This window comes from Belliella buryatensis (assembly GCF_900188245.1).
In the GTDB taxonomy this organism is placed as follows: Bacteria; Bacteroidota; Bacteroidia; order Cytophagales; family Cyclobacteriaceae; genus Belliella; species Belliella buryatensis.
In genome coordinates, this window is record NZ_FZOK01000018.1 from 33456 (window position 1) to 53796 (window position 20341).

The 20341-nt window shown below is 37.5% G+C and carries 18 protein-coding genes and 1 riboswitch; of the genes, 4 read left to right on the forward strand and 14 right to left on the reverse strand.

Annotation, left to right across the window (positions count from 1 at the left end; genetic code table 11):
* Positions 1-129: 129 nt before the first annotated feature.
* From CHB66_RS15735 to lipB, 7 genes are all read right to left on the reverse strand, one after another.
* A complete protein-coding gene (locus tag CHB66_RS15735) occupies positions 130-759 on the reverse strand; it encodes a rhomboid family intramembrane serine protease (RefSeq protein WP_089242390.1) in 630 nt (209 codons plus the stop codon).
* A gap of 21 nt (positions 760-780) precedes the next feature.
* The gene (locus CHB66_RS15740) at positions 781-1776 is read right to left on the reverse strand and encodes a polyprenyl synthetase family protein (protein WP_089242373.1); all 996 of its coding nucleotides are present in this window, start codon (positions 1774-1776) and stop codon (positions 781-783) included.
* On the reverse strand, positions 1742-3943 hold the full coding sequence (gene rnr, locus CHB66_RS15745) for a ribonuclease R (RefSeq protein WP_089242374.1): 2202 nt from the start codon (positions 3941-3943) through the stop codon (positions 1742-1744). Before rnr ends, CHB66_RS15740 begins: the two co-directional genes overlap by 35 nt.
* 266 nt (positions 3944-4209) lie before the next feature.
* The gene (locus tag CHB66_RS15750; protein ID WP_089242375.1) at positions 4210-5370 is read right to left on the reverse strand and encodes an ATP-binding protein; all 1161 of its coding nucleotides are present in this window, start codon (positions 5368-5370) and stop codon (positions 4210-4212) included.
* A 189-nt stretch (positions 5371-5559) separates the two neighbouring features.
* Positions 5560-6297, reverse strand: a complete 738-nt coding sequence (locus tag CHB66_RS15755) for a 3'-5' exonuclease (RefSeq protein WP_089242376.1) — start codon at positions 6295-6297, stop codon at positions 5560-5562.
* An 11-nt stretch (positions 6298-6308) separates the two neighbouring features.
* On the reverse strand, positions 6309-6710 hold the full coding sequence (locus CHB66_RS15760) for a hypothetical protein (protein ID WP_089242377.1): 402 nt from the start codon (positions 6708-6710) through the stop codon (positions 6309-6311).
* A 1-nt stretch (position 6711) separates the two neighbouring features.
* A complete protein-coding gene (gene lipB / locus CHB66_RS15765; RefSeq protein WP_089242378.1) occupies positions 6712-7440 on the reverse strand; it encodes a lipoyl(octanoyl) transferase LipB in 729 nt (242 codons plus the stop codon).
* Between the two features lie 112 nt (positions 7441-7552).
* On the opposite strand from lipB, the gene CHB66_RS15770 reads away from it, so the two are divergent.
* Positions 7553-7909: a YraN family protein gene (locus CHB66_RS15770; protein ID WP_089242379.1), complete on the forward strand. Its 357-nt coding sequence runs from the start codon at positions 7553-7555 to the stop codon at positions 7907-7909.
* Between the two features lie 205 nt (positions 7910-8114).
* On the opposite strand, the gene CHB66_RS15775 is transcribed toward CHB66_RS15770, so the two are convergent.
* The 5 genes from CHB66_RS15775 to CHB66_RS15795 all read right to left on the reverse strand — a co-directional run bounded on the left by CHB66_RS15775 (position 8115) and on the right by CHB66_RS15795 (position 14081).
* Positions 8115-9089, reverse strand: a complete 975-nt coding sequence (locus tag CHB66_RS15775) for a c-type cytochrome (RefSeq protein ID WP_089242380.1) — start codon at positions 9087-9089, stop codon at positions 8115-8117.
* A 92-nt stretch (positions 9090-9181) separates the two neighbouring features.
* Positions 9182-10702: a tetratricopeptide repeat protein gene (locus CHB66_RS15780; RefSeq protein ID WP_170932511.1), complete on the reverse strand. Its 1521-nt coding sequence runs from the start codon at positions 10700-10702 to the stop codon at positions 9182-9184.
* 220 nt (positions 10703-10922) lie between these two features.
* Positions 10923-11915 (reverse strand): ABC transporter ATP-binding protein, encoded by a 993-nt coding sequence (locus tag CHB66_RS15785; RefSeq protein WP_089242382.1) that lies wholly within the window; start codon positions 11913-11915, stop codon positions 10923-10925.
* The gene (locus CHB66_RS15790) at positions 11912-12946 is read right to left on the reverse strand and encodes an iron ABC transporter permease (RefSeq protein ID WP_089242383.1); all 1035 of its coding nucleotides are present in this window, start codon (positions 12944-12946) and stop codon (positions 11912-11914) included. Before CHB66_RS15790 ends, CHB66_RS15785 begins: the two co-directional genes overlap by 4 nt.
* Positions 12939-14081: an ABC transporter substrate-binding protein gene (locus CHB66_RS15795; protein ID WP_089242391.1), complete on the reverse strand. Its 1143-nt coding sequence runs from the start codon at positions 14079-14081 to the stop codon at positions 12939-12941. Before CHB66_RS15795 ends, CHB66_RS15790 begins: the two co-directional genes overlap by 8 nt.
* A gap of 228 nt (positions 14082-14309) precedes the next feature.
* Positions 14310-14529: riboswitch (cobalamin riboswitch) on the forward strand.
* A 216-nt stretch (positions 14530-14745) separates the two neighbouring features.
* Here CHB66_RS15795 and CHB66_RS15800 point away from each other — a divergent pair.
* The 3 genes from CHB66_RS15800 to CHB66_RS15810 all read left to right on the forward strand — a co-directional run bounded on the left by CHB66_RS15800 (position 14746) and on the right by CHB66_RS15810 (position 18403).
* Positions 14746-16566 (forward strand): TonB-dependent receptor, encoded by a 1821-nt coding sequence (locus CHB66_RS15800; RefSeq protein WP_245812762.1) that lies wholly within the window; start codon positions 14746-14748, stop codon positions 16564-16566.
* An 85-nt stretch (positions 16567-16651) separates the two neighbouring features.
* Positions 16652-17701 (forward strand): YncE family protein, encoded by a 1050-nt coding sequence (locus tag CHB66_RS15805; RefSeq protein WP_089242385.1) that lies wholly within the window; start codon positions 16652-16654, stop codon positions 17699-17701.
* A gap of 21 nt (positions 17702-17722) precedes the next feature.
* Positions 17723-18403, forward strand: coding sequence for a Dph6-related ATP pyrophosphatase (locus CHB66_RS15810; protein ID WP_245812764.1), 681 nt, complete (start codon positions 17723-17725; stop codon positions 18401-18403).
* Positions 18404-18421: 18 nt separating this feature from the next.
* Here the strand turns inward: CHB66_RS15810 and CHB66_RS15815 are convergent, their stop codons facing one another.
* Together CHB66_RS15815 and pyrR are read right to left on the reverse strand one after the other, a co-directional pair.
* Positions 18422-19345, reverse strand: coding sequence for an aspartate carbamoyltransferase catalytic subunit (locus CHB66_RS15815; RefSeq protein WP_089242387.1), 924 nt, complete (start codon positions 19343-19345; stop codon positions 18422-18424).
* 18 nt (positions 19346-19363) lie between these two features.
* Positions 19364-19900 carry a bifunctional pyr operon transcriptional regulator/uracil phosphoribosyltransferase PyrR gene (gene pyrR, locus CHB66_RS15820; protein WP_089242388.1) on the reverse strand — a complete coding sequence of 179 codons (537 nt, stop codon included), beginning with the start codon at positions 19898-19900 and terminating at the stop codon, positions 19364-19366.
* Between the last annotated feature and the right edge of the window lie 441 nt (positions 19901-20341).

A 20341-nucleotide genomic window follows, 5' to 3' on the forward strand; every position in this document is an offset into this window, starting at 1 on the left:
TTTTCCAAAGTTGGATTAAAAGTAAAAACAAACATTGTTTACAAATCTAAACTTTGGAAAAGTTACCCTTAACTAAACGACATTGAATAAAGGTTAGAAAAAATTAATCATAATGTAAAAAGCTTCAGGTCAGAACAACCTGAAGCTTTTTATTTGGTCTAGAAAATTCAAAGCACTACCAGGACTGAGAATCAAGATAAATACAATTCCAAATAATGCACCATACAAATGGGCATTATGATTGACACCATCGTTTCCTTTGCGAGCTTGTACAATAGAATAAATTAAAAACAAAGCTCCCAAAGCAAAGCCTGGCAAACAAATCAACCCAAACAAACAAATATCAGATAAGGGCATCAAAATGATACTGGCAAATACCGTAGCTGCCACTCCCCCACTTGCTCCCAAAGCACGATAGTAGCTATTCCCTCTTTCCTTCATATAGGTAGGAATATCCGCTACTACGATAGCTGCCACGTAAAAAGCTACAAATGCCAACGTCCCTGGTATAAAACCCAACTGATACAAGAGAAACCGCTCCACAGCTCCACCAAAGAAAAAGAAGGTAAACATATTGAAAAGCAAATGTGTACCATCCTTATGAATAAACCCTGACAACACAAATCTATACCACTGATTTCTTTCTTGGATTAAATAAGGCGTAAACATCCACCGATTGAGTAGCTGAGGGTTTTTGAATCCCCAGTAGGAAGTCAAAACGGTGATCACTATTAGGACCACCGTCGTTGATAATTCTATCATGATTGAAAAGCTAAAGGATTATTTCTCTCTATTGACTAGATCTTCTGTAAGCTTGAGAAGGATCTCAAAATTGGCTCTATTAGGCACTTTCAGAGACTTAAACTGCTCAAACCCTTCCTGAAAGTATTCGTGCATCTTTGCCTCGGTCAATGCTTTGATGCCTAATTGATCATAGATTGCTGTTACAGCTTTTACTTTTTCTTCTTTGTCAAACGCTGTCTTTGCAAGCCAACTTTCTAATTGCTCCCTTTGAGAACCAGTTGCCAATTCCTTGGCTTTGATCAACAAGTAAGTCTTTTTATTGGCAATGATATCACCACCTACTTGCTTACCAAACTTAGCTTTGTCTGCATAGACATCTAGCAAGTCATCTTTAAGCTGAAAACCAATCCCAATATTGACACCGAAATCATACAACTTCTGTACCTCTTCAGGTGTAGCATCCGCGAGTAAGCCGCCAAGTTGCAATGAAAAACCAAGTAAAACAGCCGTTTTCTGCCGAATCATATCTATATACGCCTCGTCAGTGACATGATCCATTCTTTCGAAATTCATGTCATGTTGTTGTCCTTCGCAGACTTCAGCCGCTGTTTGGTTAAATAGACTCAAAGCTACTGGAAGCTTATCAGAGGAGATATCTAGCAGCATATCGTAAGCTTTGACCAACATCACATCACCAGACAAGATTGCAGTGTTGGCATTCCACTTTTCATGTACAGTCGCTTGCCCCCTTCTCAGCGGAGCATCATCCATGATATCATCATGCATCAAAGTGAAGTTATGAAAAACCTCCACTGCTGCGGCAGGGCTAAGGATGTCCTGATAGTTGTCCTTATAAAGACTATAAGCCATCAATGCCAAAAGAGGCCTGATCCGCTTGCCTCCCAAGCTCATGATATAACTAATGGGCTCGTATAGTTCATTAGGTGACGCACCATAATGGTGCCTTTGAATGTGGTTTTCTAAATCAGCTAAAAGCTTATCTACGCTTAGGTTTTCTGTCGTTTGATTCATTATCTGCAAATTCCAAGTCTATGGTTCTTCTGTCTATATCGGTAGCTACTACACGGACATTGACTTGATCACCCAAAGTGATCATTTTTTTATTTTTGCTACCTATCAGGCGCATATTTTTTTCATCAAATTCATAATAATCATCGTCCATATCTTGGACTCTAATCATTCCTTCACATTTGGTTTCGGTGATTTCTACAAACACACCCCATTCTGTCACACCTGAGACAATTCCCACATAATCCTTGTCTTCAGCCAAAGACATAAATTCTACCTGCTTGTATTTGATAGATGCCCGCTCAGCATTAGAAGCTCTCTTTTCTCTATCTGAGGAATGCAGACATTTATCTTCCCAGCTCTCTGACTCAGGAGACTTTCCACCATCCAAATAATGCTGCAATAACCTATGCACCATCATGTCAGGATACCTTCTGATAGGTGAAGTGAAATGCGTGTAATGCTTAAATGCCAATCCAAAATGGCCTCTAGGCTCTACTGTATAGATTGCCTTAGCCATACTACGAATCGCCAATTGTTCCAATACATTCTGCTCAGGTTTACCCTGAATCTCATCCATCAATTTATTGAGTGCCTTGGAGATCCTATTCCCTTCTCCCATCTGGATTTCATGACCGAATTTCTTGGCAAAATTGGAAAATGTCTCTAATCGCTCTAGATCGGGATGATCGTGAACTCTATATACAAAAGTATCTGCACCTTTGTTTTTATTATAAATGAATTCTGCCACCGTCCTGTTTGCCAACAGCATGAACTCTTCTATCATCTTGTGTATATCCTTGCGCTCCTTGACAAAAAGTCCCAGTGGTGTACCTTTTTCATCAAGTTTAAACTTCACCTCCACTGTTTCAAAATTCACCGCTCCTTTGTCAAACCTTCTTTTTCTTAATTTTTTAGCCAATTCATTCAGCAAAGTTAATTCTTCAAAGAAGTCACCTGACTGGTTATCGATATTTTCTTGTGCCTCTTCATAGGCAAACCTGCGATCCGAATGAATCACTGTCCGACCGATCCAATGATTCAAAACGTCACCTGATTCATCCATCTCAAAGACACATGAAAAAGTCAATTTGTCTTCATTGGGTCTCAAAGAACACAGTCCATTACTCAATCGCTCAGGAAGCATTGGGATGGTTCTATCTACTAGGTAAACAGATGTAGCTCTATCAAAAGCCTCTTTTTCAAGACCTGTTTTGGGTTGCACATAATAAGTAACATCTGCGATATGTACGCCTATTTCATAATTCCCATTATCTAGTTTTCGGTAAGAGATGGCATCATCAAAATCCTTCGCATCTGCTGGATCTATGGTGAATGTAGTAATTCCCCTAAAGTCCTTTCTAGCACTGATCTCTTTGGGAGAAATCTGCTCTGGGATCGTGTCAGCTTCTGCCACTACATCTGCAGGGTATTCGAATGGCAAACCAAACTCAGCCATGATGGAATGAATCTCTACTTCATGTTCTCCCGCTTTTCCTAAAACTCTGGTGACTTTTCCAGTAGGATTCTTATCCCCCTCTCTCCATTCGGTCAGCTTCACTACTACTTTTTGATTGTGCTCTGCTCCTCCTAGATCTCCCTTGTGCACGAAGATATCATGATGCATTTTCTTGAAATCTGGCACCACAAAGGCAAATCTTGGGGATATCTCCACCCTACCTACAAATTCATCCCTACTTCTCTCTAGTACTTCAAGTACTTTGCCCTCGGACCTTCCTGTTCTCCCCTTCATAGGCAAAACCATCACTCTCACCCTATCTCCATCCAAAGCATTTTTCAAGTCTGCTTCTTTGACAAGGATGTCTTCTTCCACATTGAACTTGGCATCTGCTATGATATAAGCAAATCTCGGATTCACATAATCCACTACACCTTCGACAAACTCAGGGTCTTTGGTCGAGGAGAAATAATTCCTCGGTGACTTGGATACAGATCCTCCAGCGGCAAGCTTATGTAAGATAGGCTCTACCCCTCCTTTGGTGACAGAGTCTCTGATTTCTAATTTCTTAATAATCTGTTTGGCATTGAATTCTTCTCCAAAGTTATTATCCAAAAAGTTTAAGATTTTTCTAGCAAGCTGGGCAGCATCCATGACCTTACCTCCTTTTTTCTTGCCTTTATCTGATTTGTTGTTTGATTTTCTTCCCATAAAAATGGTCGTGTATTTAATTTCTTTAATTTAATAATTATCTCTTTCGGAATTTAACATTCCGAAGAAAAGTATTGGCATGCATTGAAAAGCTTGTAAGCTGAAGTACTTTTTCAAATAGCTTCGATTCGCTATGTACTGAAAAATTGAGGCGACTAATCTTTACTTTTGGGTGGCTATTCAAAGCGACTACATTTATTATACCCAAAGATAAGAAGAAGATTATTGTCTAAAAGGTTCCATTCCAAAAACAAAGATTATTTAACTCATCTTGGAAAACGCTTCCATGAAATCAAGTCACCTGCTGTTCTTAATTGATTATCATCGCCTCCATAGACAAGTGATTTTTCCAAATTCTGAATTTTTGAAATATCTTGAAACTTATTGAGCCCATCAAACATATCCGTTGTAATGGTTTTTGTCGCTTTGAATTCGTAAACCCTAACATCCAACCCTTGGTCCACAAGTAGATCGACTTCATTACCTCCAGAATCTCGCCAAAACCATATATCTTCCAAATTATTGGAATGATGCATTTGTTTGACATATTCTGCAATCATCATATTCTCAAACAAAGCTCCTTTGATAGGGTGAATCAAAAGCTTCTCCACAGATGAAATCTTAAGCAAATGACATAACAATCCTGTATCATAAAAATACAGTTTTGGGGTTTTCAAAATCCTTTTGCTGAAGTTTTTAAAATAAGGATCCAGCTGAAACGTAATAAAACTTTGCTCCAATGCTGAAAGCCATGCTTTTGCAGTAGGCTGTGTGATACCACATTCATTAGCCAAAGCATTCAGATTCAGTAACTGTCCCGCACGAGCCGCACAAAGCGAAAGGAAATTTTGAAATAATCGCATTTCCCTAATAGCAATCAATTCACTTACATCTCTATTGATATAAGTCTGAATATAATTGGAATAAAAGACCTTAGACGGAATATCTCTATGATAAATCGCGGGATAAAACCCTTTGACTAAATTGTCTAAAAACTCATCTTGCAATAAGCCAACAGAACTTAGTTCCTGATGATCAAGCGGGAAAAGCTTAAATATCGCAACCCTTCCCGCCAGACTCTGTGTGATATTATGCATCAAATGGAAATTTTGTGACCCTGAAAGTACATAAGTTCCCATCCGATCTGGATGATTATCCACTTTTGTCTGGAGATAAGAAAACAGTGCTGGTACCCTTTGTACTTCATCAAAAATTACTTGATGATCATACTCTTCCAGAAATCCATTTGGATCCTTTTCAGCGAAATTTCTATAGTCAGGATTCTCAAGACTGATATATCGATACCCCTGAAACAAATCCTTCAACAAAGTAGTCTTCCCAGATTGTCTCGGACCAGTCAAAGCAATAATAGGGTACTTTGGAATCATTGCCTTTACCGAATCATATATCTTCCTGTTAATCAGCATTTTTTATTTCAAAAATACTAATTATTTTGAAATAACACAACATAAATTTTGAATTATCATGACTTCAATTTTGAAATAGCACGAGTTTAATTTTGAAATAGCACAACATAAATTTTGAATTAACACGAATTCAATATTGAAATAACACGAGTGTAATCTTAAAATATAAAGCGAAAAAGTTATTTTAGGTCACTCTTTTTCTAGATCCAAATTGATGATTTCAAACTCAATTTCAGGTGGCACCCCCCTAAAGGCTAAGTAAATTCTCGCAGTCACCAATACATCTCGAAGGCAATATGCCCTGATACTTGTTAAGCCAGCTTGGTTGTAATACACATCATTCACTTGGGAGCCATCTATCCCTCCTTTGGAAGTAGGAATATCAAAAACAGTTGCCAACAACTCTAAGCGCGTATAATGCTTGTAATCACCAAACTTCCAAAGCTCCAAGGTATCCAAATGTCTGATCTCCCATGGTCTTCTACCAGCCATCTGTAATGGCTCTGGCAGAGGAATTCTATTAATCAAAATTCTTCTGGAGAGATAGGGAAAATCAAACTCCTTCCCATTGTGTGCACAGAGAACCCATGGCTTTTTTTCAAGTAATGTCGCGAATGCCTGTAGTGTTTCATACTCACTATCTTCTGCAAAAGTCTTGGTTCTATACACCAACTCTTCCTTTTCTTTATCAAACACAAAGTAGCCAACACCTATGCAGAGCACCTTTCCAAACTCAGCATAAATCCCTGCCTTTTCGAAAAATAACCCCCCTGGCTCAATGGCTTCATCTGATTTCTGGATGAGTTTCTCTTTTTTCAACCATTCCTCTTGATATCTTTCTGATAGAGTTTCAAAATCTGACTCAAGAGATGCTGTTTCAATATCCAAAAACAGGATATCATTCAATTCTTCAAAAAAATTCTTCATAAATCTGTCGTTTATCCATGAAGGACACCCTCTAGACCAAGTTCAGGAATCATCCTGATGTTAGAAGGATCCATACTCCCTTCTGTAAAGATAAACTTTTTGTCAAATATCTGATCCAAAATGTAATAGCTTAGCCAAAATTCATTGTTCAATGTAAATACCGCAGGATCAATAGGCTCTATCTTAGCGATAGATTGAGAACCCACTTCTTGAATCATGTGTCTCAATACAGAGGTCTTTCGCTGTTCTCCATCGATGAGCCCATATCCTTTGCTCGTGATCATCACTGTGTGTAATTCTATCAAGTTCAAATTGATCATGTAAACAGCCCATTCCTCTTGACCGTCCACCATCTCTCTAGCTATGGCTAATTTCACTCCTGTGACAGGGTGAAAATCGATATCCTTCTTCATATTATATTTCTCCTTCTATCAACTCCATTTCAAAAAGATTGACCAAATGTTGCTTCACTTTTTCTTTGACTACTACTTCATCTACTGATCTCCCTAATTCGAGATGCATGGAAGTGACAGCTTTGTCTGCAATTCCACATGGCACAATATTTCCGAAATACTCCAAGTTAGCATTTATGTTAAAAGCAAAGCCATGCATAGTGACCCAACGGCTAGATTTAACACCTAAGGCACAAATTTTCCTTGGGTTCTTTTGCTCGATATGATCCAGCCAAACACCAGTAAGTCCCTCAATTCTGCCTGCAATGATCCCATACTCTGCTAAGGTCAAAATAATCGCCTCTTCTAAGTACCTCAAATACTTATGAATATCTGTAAAGAAATTATCCAAATCCAAAATCGGATACCCTACCAATTGCCCTGGGCCATGATAAGTAATATCTCCACCTCTATTGATCTTATAAAAAACCGCCTGCTTTTGCTTCAATCCTTCTTCATCCAAAAGCAAATGGGCTAACTCTCCGCTCTTACCCAAAGTGTAGACGTGAGGATGCTCTACAAAAATTAGATAATTGTCAGTAGTTAGTTGCTTATCAACTGTTGATTTCCTGTTTTCAATTTTTCTGGCAACAGTAGTTGCAAAAAGAGTTTCTTGAAAATCCCAGGCCTCTTTATAATCTTTGCTGCCTAAGTCTAGAAATTTTACCTTTTTATTGATAACTTGATTCACCTTTGAAATATTTATTTGTCAAAACGCCCACCAAGTACTTTAAGTTCTAGTAGTGGTAGATGATTCAGAGGACATTTTTAAAATGATTTTTCAAAATTAAACATTTATTGTGATGGCAACACATAATGAAAAGGGAAAGCAAGCGGAAGACCTGGTAATGGAATGGCTTTCGGGCAAAGGCTACAGCTTCAGAACTGCAAACTACAGGTATGGCCATGCAGAGATCGACTTGATTTTTGAATACAAAGGCATTTTAATATTTGTTGAAGTCAAATTTAGGAGTGGAACTGGATTCGGATTCGCAGAAGAGTTTGTCGACTACACTAAAAGAAAACTCTTAATCAAAGCTGCTGATCACTACATCCACGAGCAAGATTGGCATCAGGATATTCGGTTTGACATCGTAGGAGTCTACCAAGACAAGCACGCCAACATCAATTTTAGGCATTTTGAAGATGCTTTTTATTAAAATAATAAAGTGGTCTTGAAATTATGAATGAAATTTCCCTCCCCATTCTTATTTAGTAATTAACCTGAACAAGCTTTGTATTTTGGACTCTTAATGGTATTATTAATCATTATAGCCACAAAGGTACTAAGACACAATAAGCTTAATTCTAATCTCAAAATTTCCTTTTAGGATGAAAATACTTGTGAGATAGCACCTTGGGCAATTACTTTTTAGCCACAAATTTTTCTACGTAATTTTCGACAGGATCAAGGGACTGAAGGTAAGCGTAGATAGCTTTGAGGTCTTCGACTTTCATGCCAGCATACATTACCCAAGGCATAATTGTTTGAAAATCATCAGGTTGCACTTTCTCTGGGGTATAATGTCCCTCTTCATACATTTTAAATCGCTGTACAAACATCTCCTCTGACCAATTTTTCAATCCACTTTCATGTGGTGTCAAATTAGGTGTCGTCAATAGACCTCCGGGCATTTCCATTGCCCGACCACCAGCTAGAGGTTCGCCAACAAAAGCCCCATTTTCAAATCGAGTATGACAATCTGCACAGGCGGATGCAGTTACTAAATATTTCCCATATGCAATCTGATCAGAAGGGTCAGGTTTCTGTATCAAAGTTGCTTTGGTAGGCATAGTTCTTAGGATGAAATTAAAAGGGAAATCTGCCTTGGACTTTGGATGATTTGTTTCTATTGGCTCAAGAGACCTCAAGTACGCTATCACTGCTTCGATATCTTCAGAAGCTATCTTCCCATAGCTATGATATGGCATTACAGGAAATATTGGTGTTCCATCACGCTTTACGCCAGTCGTAATCAGTCGAAACAATTCACCATCTGTCCAGTCCCCTATACCATAAGGTGTAATATTGGCTGAAATAAAAACACCTGGGAACCCCATGGTTTGATCAAATCTCTCCCCTCCAGAAGTCTCTGTACCGGAAACAGGAGGACCAGAAAATAATGAAAAATCTCTCACAGAATGACAGTCCACACACATCATGACATGATAAGCCATATACTTTCCATGCTCTACTTTCTCTGGCGTGATTTCTACTTTGAAATCCATTGGAGGATCTCCCACATTTGGCAAGGCAAGAGAAACATAAGTGACTACTGCCAAAATTAAAATCACCAATAATGTGGCTAAATAGGCCAAAATTTTAAATATCCTTTTCATAGTTTAGGGGTTAAATGATTTGTTTTTAAAGTCTAAATTTCAAAGTTCCTTGCAATTTTTAACTCACCCTAATGGGTGAAATAACCCTTACCTTACTGTAAAATCAATGACATTGCCCTTACCTTATGAATCATATCTGTTCTGTTTTGGGCTTCAACTTTTATAAATATGTTTTTCAAATGTGTTTTCACTGTATTTTCACTTACAAAAAGAGATGCTGCTATTTCACTATTACTTTTCCCTAACTCTACCAATTGTACCACATCCCATTCTCTACAAGTGAGGGGGGTTGGCAAATGACTATTAACCAAATTAAAATCAAGTAAATCTGAAGTTTGATGAATCAATTCGGGTTTGAATCCTCTTTTTTGAGGCTTAAGTTTTAAAAAATAAATTCTATAACCCAGATAAATTGTCAGTAAAAACAGAAAAGAAAAACCAGTGATAATTGTGAGTTTACTTTTTGTTTCAGCATACAAAGCTGCTTTTTGCTTACTGATCAACTTCTCTTTCTCGATCAATTCATATTTGGCTTGCATTTCCTCAAAAGCCCACAACCTCTGTTCACTATTGATGCTATCTTTCACTTGATCATATATTTTCCAATAATGTACGGCTTGATCTGCTTGACCTAAAAGTTCGTAGGCAGAAGCTAACTCTTTGGTCACCTGCTTTTGAAGTTCCAATCTTCCCGTAAGCGCAACCATTTCATTTGCTTGCAATAAATCTTGCAGTCCTATTGTTTTTTCTCCTTTCTTGATTTTTAACATTCCTAGATAAGCCAAAGCCGCAATTTTTTCATGTGACTTATCTGATTTCAACATGGAAATTCCTTTATCTAAGAGCTCAAAAGCTTCTTCAAGCGCACCTAAATGGTATAATGCAACACCTTCTCCTATTTGAATGACTGCTTGATCCCTTGGTGTTTTGGTATAGAGATTTAATTTTTTCGCTTGCCTAAATGCATTCAAACTCTTATCATATTCTTGAAGATAAGCATAGAGCAACCCTATATTATAATTTGAATTTATAATTCCGATTGTATCAGCACTTGCTAACTTTAAACTCAGCGATCTCTCGTAAGCCTCCAAAGCTTTGCTGTAATTTTTTTTGTTGCTGTAGATGATACCCAAATTATTCAAAGCATGACTTAAACCTTCATTATAATGAATTACTTCAGAAATTTCCTTAGCTTCTTGATAAGCCAATGTAGCCAAAGCATAATCAGAATTATAATAATAAGCTGCACCTATCGCATTCTTCAACTTTGCTACACTGAGCAGATCATTTGATTCTTCTGCTAGATCCAAGGCAAATCGATAGGTAGACATTGCTTCATTAAAGTCATCACTGAATTCAAGAGCAAGTGCTTTTTGATAGAGGTTCCATATTTGCCCAGAAACAAAATTGAGGTTTCTTGCTAACACATACCCTTTTTGACTGTAGAATAAGGTTGAGTCTAAGTTTTCTTCTAAATGATAAAATGCCAAATCTCTTAAAATCCAAACTTTGTTGGTGTCAGCGCTGCTTATTAATAGCTTATAGTGAAGGCTATCAATTTTACTTTGATTTGCAACGACTTCTAAAGTTGATCCAAAAAATATCGTCATCATATAATAAATTAAACAGACTCTGTTGAACAGGGCTATTTTCAGATATGATAATATAGACTTACAAAAATCCATCCCAACTATCTTGATATTTAAAAACCAATAAAATATATCTTTATAATTCAATATACTGAATTACAATAACTTAAGCCGTAAATGACTAGTAAGTAATTTAAAAATAAATACTTGAAATTGTTAAAAAGTATCTAAAATAGTTTAATCATTAACCCTCTAAGTAACTTTTAAAATCATTAAAAGTCTCAAATCGAAACTGATTTTGTTGGGTCTCTATCTTAATTGAAAATGGACTCTCTTTTATCGAAATCTTAGAAATTTCATTAACTTTTACACTGTGATTTTTTCTCAAAAATAACTTCATCCAAAATATCAAATAACTATCTCCCTCCAATATCGGATAGGACACATCATTCAAAATCAACACCTTACCCGTTATTTTATCAAAACTCAACTGCTCTGATGGTAGTAGTAAATTAATCTGTCCATTTATTATTAGATCTTCAGGAGTACCTTTTACCAGTGGTAAGCCACATTGCATCAGCCAAAATTCGTCAGCTGTATCAATGGCGATTTCCAGATCATGAGTCACAACCAGAATAGATTTCTTCTCTTCATGCGCGATGCTTCTTAGTAACTGCATCACTTCAAACCTATTGATCAGATCTAAATGTGCTGTAGGTTCATCGAGTATCAACAAATCTCCATCCTGTGCCAAAGCTCTTGCAATCATCACCTTTTGAAGTTGTCCATCACTGAGTTCACTCAAAACATTATCTTGAATATAAGAGATGTGCGTTAGCTGAATGGCTCGATCTATTTTAAGATGATCTTGCTCGCTCAAATTCCCAAGCCAATTTGTGTGGGGTGTTCTTCCCAAAGCTACTAGTTCTAGGACAGTCAGATTTCCTAATCTCACTTTATCAGTCAAAACCACAGCAATCCTTTTCGATAGTTCCTTAGGTCCTATTTCGGAAAGTGTCTTCCCATTTAGCTCAATTTTTCCTTTCATCGGAGGGATTTGTCCCATAATAGTCTTGATCAAGGTCGATTTACCTACCCCATTGGGGCCTAGTAAGCAGGTAAGCTTTCCTTTTTCTAACTTAATAGACATGTCTTTAGCAATAGTCGCAGCTTGCGACTTCTTTCCATAGCCTATTGCTAATTCATCTGCCTGCAATATAATATCAAGATGACTCAAAACTCTTTACTGAAATTACGTTTTAAAATCAACCATATTACCATTGGTGCACCAACAAGAGATGTGACCGCGTTGATAGGCAAAGACTGTGCAGAGCCTGGCAATTGACTAATTGAATCACAAATGAGTAAGACAATCGCCCCAAGCAAAAGAGAAGCAGGAATCAAAATACTGTGATCCGCTGTCTTAAAAATAATTCGCGCCATATGTGGCACTGCTATCCCAATAAATGCAATAGGGCCACAAAATGCCGTTGCACTTCCTGCTAGGATCCCTGTGCTGATTATCATAGCCCATCTCAATTTGCGAATATTTACCCCCATACTTTCAGCATATGCTTCCCCTAAGAGCATAGCATTATATGATTTGATAAAAATCAAGACTGGAATCAATCCGATAAAAGTTGCCAAACAGAAGATTTTTAGTTGTGAGATGGTCGTACCACCAAGACTTCCCATAGACCAGACTGTGAATACCTTTAATTGGTCTGCATCACTAAAGTAGGCCAAGACCGAAACAACCGCTCCAGCAAGACTTCCAAACATCAAACCTACAATCAGCAATGTCATACTATCCTTGACCTTCCAAGCGGTCAAACTCATCAATAAAAGGACTAAGATTGCCCCAGTAGTAGCAGCAATCACTACTGCCCAGCCTCCAACTCCTCCAGAAAAAAGACTCAATCCAAATACAGATCCGGTAAGAACCAAAATAGCCACTCCTAAGCCAGCTCCTGAACTGATACCTAGCACAAATGGCCCTGCAAGAGGGTTTCTGAAAAAAGTCTGCATTTGAATACCACTCACAGCTAATGCCACACCTGCCAATACAGCTGTGAAGGCTTTGGGTATACGATATTGATAGATGATAATCTCCCATGACTTCTTTGAAAACTCTCCGCCAAGCAATCCTGAAATGATCTCACCAATTGGAATAAAAACAGATCCTACCCCTAGATTGATTAGAATTAATACAATCAAACCAAATCCAAGAAATGGGAAAAGGACACGATGTGGGATGCTATTATTCATTCAATTTGGTGTAGAAATAAGGTTTGTAATCTTTCAATAGGTCAGGATGTAGAATACTAATCAAATCTTTCAGAATCAAATCAGGACGAATATACCCAAGTTCAAAATATTCAATCCCTCCAGTAGGCCCTTTTTTGGAAGTATAAGAATATACATTTCCTAATTCAAAAGCTTTAAAAGCAGCATATCTTTGATCAGCATCACGCATGGCTTGAAGAGAGGGAAAATCAGATGCCCCAAGCCAAAAATCAGACTCTTGTGCCTGATCTAAGACATATTCATAATTCAGTTGGGCACTTCCAGTTCCTTTTTGATCTTTAAAAATATAGTCTCCTCCAGCAGCCAAAAGTAATTGAGTCCCCCAAGAGTCACTACCTGGTACGTACCAAATATCCTTATACATCACTCCTGCCATGACTTTCGGTTTTTCATCGTCTCTTATATTTTCTGCGATGCTTTTTGCTTCAACGTAATCCAACGCTATAGTCTCGAAAACCTTCACAGCTTCTTCAAACTTTCCTAGCAATGCACCTGTAAATTTGATCCATTCTGCTCTTCCGAGTGGGTCCTGTTCTACATATTCACCATTGATTACTGCTGGAATCCCTGCTTGCTTGAGCAATTCAATATTTTTTAAATCTCCCCCAAGTGTGGATATCATTACCAAATCAGGTTTTAAGTCAATGATCAACTCAATATTAGCTTGAGCACCGCTACCAAGGTCTTTCACCTCCCCTTTTTCTATTAATTTTCGAATAGATAGCGAAGAAATCAAATCTAAATTAGGAAAGGCTTTTAACTTTTCAGATTCATCCAACAAATCTAAGTGAGGAATATGTGAAGTTGAAGTCATTACCACCGATGAAGGAATCAAAGTAATGATTGCATCAAATGATCTCTTTGGTAATTGTACAGTAGTGTCTTCTATTACCAAATAATTGAATGCATCATGCTCTCCAGGGAAGCCTTTTGAAACTTCCAAAACTTTGTAACCATCCCCTTGAATCACCTTGAAACCAGACGCATAGGAATTTTCCAAAATGGTTTCTTCTTGCTCTTGACTCAAACCTTTTTCCTCACAGGAATACGCTATGCTTAAGAAAAACAAATAGACAAGATACTTTAGATTTCGCATGATTTGATTCACGATTTTTATCTTTCGAAGGCTCAAAGATAGTAATGGCATTTATTAATCCTATAAAGTTCAATGCTAGCATACATTCACTATTATCATCAAGCAATGAAGATAAGTCCTTAAAACAAAAATTGGCTACATGCTCCAAATATTAAAATTTGAGGCTTCTGACACATATTTTACTAAAAAAACGGAATATTATTTGAAATCAGAAAATAAGTTTACTTATGTTTGTGGATAGAAAGCGGTTCTCGATCCTTACTCAAGCTCTCGAGATTAAAAGGGAATTCGGTGAAACACCGAAGCTGTCCCCGCAACTGTAACCCCATTCTGAATTACTTTCAGAATAGTAGTTTGTCCACCTACATTGCCATTGTCCCACGATTCGAGACGAGAAGGCTGACAAACTCAAGGAAGCCAGGAGACCTGCCGATTTCTGATGATTCAAAGCTTTCGGGTGAAAGGCTGAGAAGATGATAACCTACATCAGATAAGAGAACATTAAATTTAATTTCCTTCGTCTGATCACGTTCCCATTTATCTCAATTTTACTAATCCGATGACTTTGTATTAAATAATCTACCATTATTTAATTCGAAAGGCATTGTTACTTATTACACTCCTATTCATCGTTTCTTTCTCAAAAGAAACAAATCAAACTGTCTTGAATTCGCAAGACACCGTTGAGCTCAAACTAGTGGAAGTCTATTCTGCACCACTTGACAAATACAGTTTTGGGCAGTCGCTACAAAAAATAGACAGTAGAGACCTGAACGAATTTCAAGGACAAACATTAGCAGATTTACTTCAGCAGCGCTCAGGTTTATTTTTAAGACAATATGGAGCGGGCATGTTAGCATCACTTACCATGAGAGGAACGTCTGCAGGTCATAATGCAGTTTTTTGGAATGGAATCCCGATCAATAGTCCCTCACTTGGTCAAGCAGACTTTTCAATATTACCAGTTGGAGGATTTGACGAAGCTACGATACATTATGGAAGTAGCGGAGCACTTTATGGTACTGATGCCATCGGTGGAGCTATCCATCTGAACAATAAAAGCACATTTAACAAAGGGCATCAAACCAGGGTAGCCAGTACGGTTGGTAGCTTTGGGAGATGGAATCAACTAGTAGAATATGGCTATTCAAATGGGTTTTATTCAAGCAGAAGTCGGGTATATCGAAATACCTCTAAGAACAACTTCAAGTTCAGAAACTTGGCGAGGGCAGGAAGCCCTGAAGAAAGACAAAACAATGCAGCTATTGAGCAAATCGGAGCCATACAAGATTTAGCTTGGAATATTGGAGCTAATCAACAACTAAGTACCTCTATTTGGTGGAATCAGACGGATAGACAAATCCAGCCAGTAATGGGATCAAACGACAAAGATCGGCAAGAAGACAGGAATTTCAGAGCAGTACTGGACTACAATAAATTCACAACCTCTGCTATTTGGAATATCAAAACAGGAGTTGTCCTAGATCAATTACAGTTCAATAATAGCATCAACAAGACTTCACAATTCCTACTCTCTTCTGATATTGACTGGACTATTTCTGAAAAGCTTAAGTCTAAATCAGGCTTGCGTTTCAACCATGTCATTGGAAACCTCAGCAGCTATGAAGCGACAGAAGATAGACTAGAACTATATCAATCCATTAATTTCCTACCATCTCCTAGCCTATCATTTTCTGTAAATCTAAGGCAAATGATTTTCAATGGGGATTTTGCCCCATTCACACCGAGTATTGGATCTGAATGGACATTTTTCAAGAATAATAAAAGCACCCTGAGCACTCATAGCTCACTTTCAAAAAGCTTTAAAATCCCTACACTCAATGATAGATTTTGGGTTCCTGGGGGAAATCCTGATTTAGAATCCGAGGAAAGTATCAGTGCTGAAATTGGCTTAATTCATGTTTTTGACAATAAAAGGTTTTTCATAAGTAGCCAAATCAATATCTACAACATGTGGGTAGATAATTGGATCATATGGTTGCCAAGGGGTAATTTTTGGAGCCCCGAAAATATTCGAGAGGTAAGAAATCAGGGCCTGGAATACTTCATAACAGCAAAAAAAACATTCAATCTAACTCAATTGGAGTTCAATGGCAGCTATAATTGGACCCTAGCGACGATTCTGAATACAATTTCGGAAAATGACAGGTCAGAAGGAAACCAACTCCCCTACACCCCCTTTCACAAAGCCCAAGGAAATTTACGCTTGACCCACAAGACAAACACCGCTTTCATCAATGGATATTGGGTTGGAGAAAGGTATATCAATACAGACAATATTTCATCAGTTGCAGCCTATGGAATATTGGACATAGGCTTTAGCAAAAGTCTAACATTCATCTCCAAGGTAAAAGCTTCGGTGGGTTTCCAAGTAAATAACATTACAAACAACGATTATCAAGTTCTCAGGTTGAGAGCTATGCCAGGAAGAAACTATTTAATTAATTTCAACTTATCACTATAAAATCGAGCATAATGACAACCTCAAATAGAAATGCGATTTCTCAACTTACGAGACTCCATAAATCCATTAAACAAATTATAACTATATGAAAAATCTAAGATTCTTTGGCCATCTGTTAGCCCTATCATTATTTATCTACTCTTGTGATGGAAGTAAAGTTGAGCGACCTTTGGGTGAGTATGAAAAAGGCCTTTTGATCATCAATGAAGGAAACTTCACTCCTCGAGACGGAGATGTTAGCCATTACAATTTCAATACTGGTGAAATACAGCAAAACATATTTGAAAAAGTTAATAATAGACCTTTTGCAGGGTTGGTTCAAGATCTCATTGAATACGAGGATTATTTTTATTTGGTCGCTAATACCGGTAAAGTAGAAATTATCAATAAAAACACTTTTGAGAGTTTAGGTTCAGTGGAAGGTGAGGAGCTAAATATTCCTAGATCAGCTATAATTGCTGATAACAAAATTTATATTGCCGATTGGGGCCCTTACAATGCAAGTTTTTCAAACCCAGAATCTTTTATTGCAATTGTAAGCAATGTCACAGGAGGAGTAGTTTCAAAAAAAATAGAAACCTCAAGTCGTCCCGAGAAGCTTCACAGAATTAACAATGACATTCTCATTGCATGTACTGCCGCCAGAAAAATCGATGTATTGGGAATCGGAGACGACGCTATAAGTAAAAGCATTGAAATCCCAGGAACACCCGCCGAATTCTTGGAACTTGATGGAAAGCTGCTGCTTTTTTCCAGAACCTCAAGCTCAGTATTTTTCCATGAAATCGATAAAAATGATTATAGCATTGTCAATACAACTGAAATTAATATCCCAAATCCAACATCAAATCTAGCTTCAGGTGAAAATGGTGAAGCATATATTATCACAAGAGACGGAAGCAATAATTCAATTAGTAAAATTTCCATTACGACAGGCCAAATTATCAATGCCAATTTTTTTGAAGGAAGTGGGTTTTATGGCATAGGTTACGACAAAATCGACAAATACATCTATGTTGCTGATAATAATGGATTCCAAGGCTCTGGTACGGTCATTGTCGTAAATCAAAATGGTGAAGAAGTAAAAAAGATAACATCAGGAGCAGCACCGTCAGGTTTTGTATTTAAAAGATAAATGAAAAAAATCAAGATTTCAATGAGTTGGTCAGGGGGTAAAGATAGTGCTTTTGCCCTCTGGAAACTGATGAATGACGCTAAATTTGAAGTAGTAAGATTGCATACCACCTTCGGCGAAGAAAACCGAAGAGTAGGTATGCATGGTATTCATGAATCACTCTTGGAGCAGCAAGCGGAGTCAATAGGATTGCCACTAGATAAACTTTATTATCCCGCTAGTGGAGACAATACCGCGTATGAAACGGTGATCAACAAATATTTAGATGATCTCAAGGAGGCTGATATAGGCTCAATAGCATTTGGGGACATTTTCTTAGAAGATTTGAAAATCTATAGAGAAAATCAGCTCACTAAAAAGAACTTTAAAGCTGTTTTTCCGCTTTGGAACGCAAAGACTACCCAAACTGCAAGGGATTTTATTGCAGCAGGGTTCCAAACAATGATCTGTGCAGCAGACGCTGATTTGATAGCGGAAAAATGGGTCGGGAAAATATTCAACCTTGATTTCTTGGATAATCTACCTAGCCAAGTTGACCCCTGTGGAGAAAATGGGGAATTCCATACTTTTTGTTATGATGGACCTCTTTTTAAAAAAGCAATTGCAGTCAACACGAGAGAAGTACTAAGCAAGTCTTATCATTTTACAACAACTGAGGGAAAGGAGATTGAGAAGAAATTTTGGTTTGCCGATTTAAAGTAGGGCTTAATAAAATTAATTTCACCTCACACCTGCCAACAAATACAAAACAGCCATTCTAATAGCTACGCCATTTTCAACTTGATTGAGAATGATAGAATGTTCGCTATCTGCCACATCCGAGTTCAATTCGACCCCTCTATTGATTGGCCCTGGATGCATGACAACAATCTCCTTATCTAGACCATCCAACATCTTTTTATTCACACCATAGTACAAAGAGTATTCTCGCAAGGAAGGGAAATATTTGATTTGCTGTCGTTCAAGTTGAATCCTGAGAATATTGGCCACATCACACCATTGAAGTGCTTTATTGACATCATGCTCTACCTTTACTCCTAAGCTGCTAATATACTTTGGCAGAAGTGTTGTTGGTCCACAGACCATTACCTCAGCCCCTAATTTTTGTAGACAGAAAATATTTGAAAGCGCTACTCTAGAATGTAAAATATCACCAATAATTGCAACTTTCTTACCAGCTACGTCACCTAGTTTTTCGCGAATAGAAAAAGCATCAAGCAAAGCTTGTGTGGGATGTTCATGCGTCCCATCACCTGCATTGACAATATTGGCTTTGATATTTCTTGATAAAAAATGAGGCGCTCCTGGACTACTATGTCGCATCACCACCATATCTACCTTCATAGATAAAATATTATTGACTGTATCAATCAAAGTCTCTCCCTTTTTGACAGAACTATTGCTAGAAGAAAAGTTAACAACATCTGCCGAAAGTCTTTTCTCTGCTAGCTCGAATGATAATTTGGTTCTCGTAGAATTTTCAAAGAAAATATTAGCAATCGTAATATCCCTAAGCGAAGGAACTTTTTTGATTGGTCTATTGATCACCTCTTTGAAGTTATCAGCTGTTTCGAAAATGAGGTTGATATCATCTGTTGTAATATCTTTAATTCCAAGTAAATGTTTCGTGCTGAGTTGTGACATGTTTTATTATCAATGAGCTTATTCAGTTATCCAAATTGCATTTTGTTCTAATCCTTGTTCTTTCCACTCTACAACCACATACTGGCTTTCTAAAGTATTTACTTTCACCCCACAATAATCCGGCATAATAGGATAATCTCTGGTAAATTTTCTATCAACCAAGACCATTAATTCTACTTTTGCTGGTCTACCAAAGGCAATCATTGCATCCATAGCCGCTCTCACAGACCTTCCTTTATAGAGAACGTCATCCACAATTATAACCTTCTTACCCTCGATCAAAAAATTAATTTTGGTTTCATTGGCTTTTAATGGAAAGTCTCTTCTTCTGAAATCATCTCTATGGAAAGTTGCATCCAAATAGCCATAAGGCACATCTAATTGAGTGATTTCTTTTACAATTTGAATGATTTTATCTAAAACAACAGGTCCTCTGGGTTGAAGGCCAAGCAAAACAGTATTTTCAAAAGTATCATGATTTTCGATCAATTGATAACAAAATCTCCTTAAGATGATATCAATTTGTTTGTGATCAAGGATAAGTCTTTTTTGCATAACGGTACTTTGTTGGCAAATATAAAGATTCTAGAGGAGAAAGCTGATTACAAGGTTAGAAAGTTGGGAAAGTTTGAAAGTTGTTTACTCCCTGAAGATGTTCAGGGTGAATATTGAGTTCTTCCAGATAAATATGATAAGCATTGTCCTTTAAGGTTGCTGAAGTAACCTTAAAAAATTCCAAAAGCCCTTTAGGCAAAAGCAAACTGAGGTAATCCTTTTCTTCCAATTCTTTTTTTTAACAAAGAAAATCGATTGAACCCAATTCCCCAACTTTTAGGACTGATCCCTTTATATAGCGAAGCATATATCATTCTCTATCCATGAAAATATAGCTATAGGGTATAAAACACAAAAGCCTTTCAGTTTCCTGAAAGGCTTTTTGATAATGTGGCGGCGACCTACTCTCCCGGGTGTAACCCCAGTACCATCGGCGCTGCA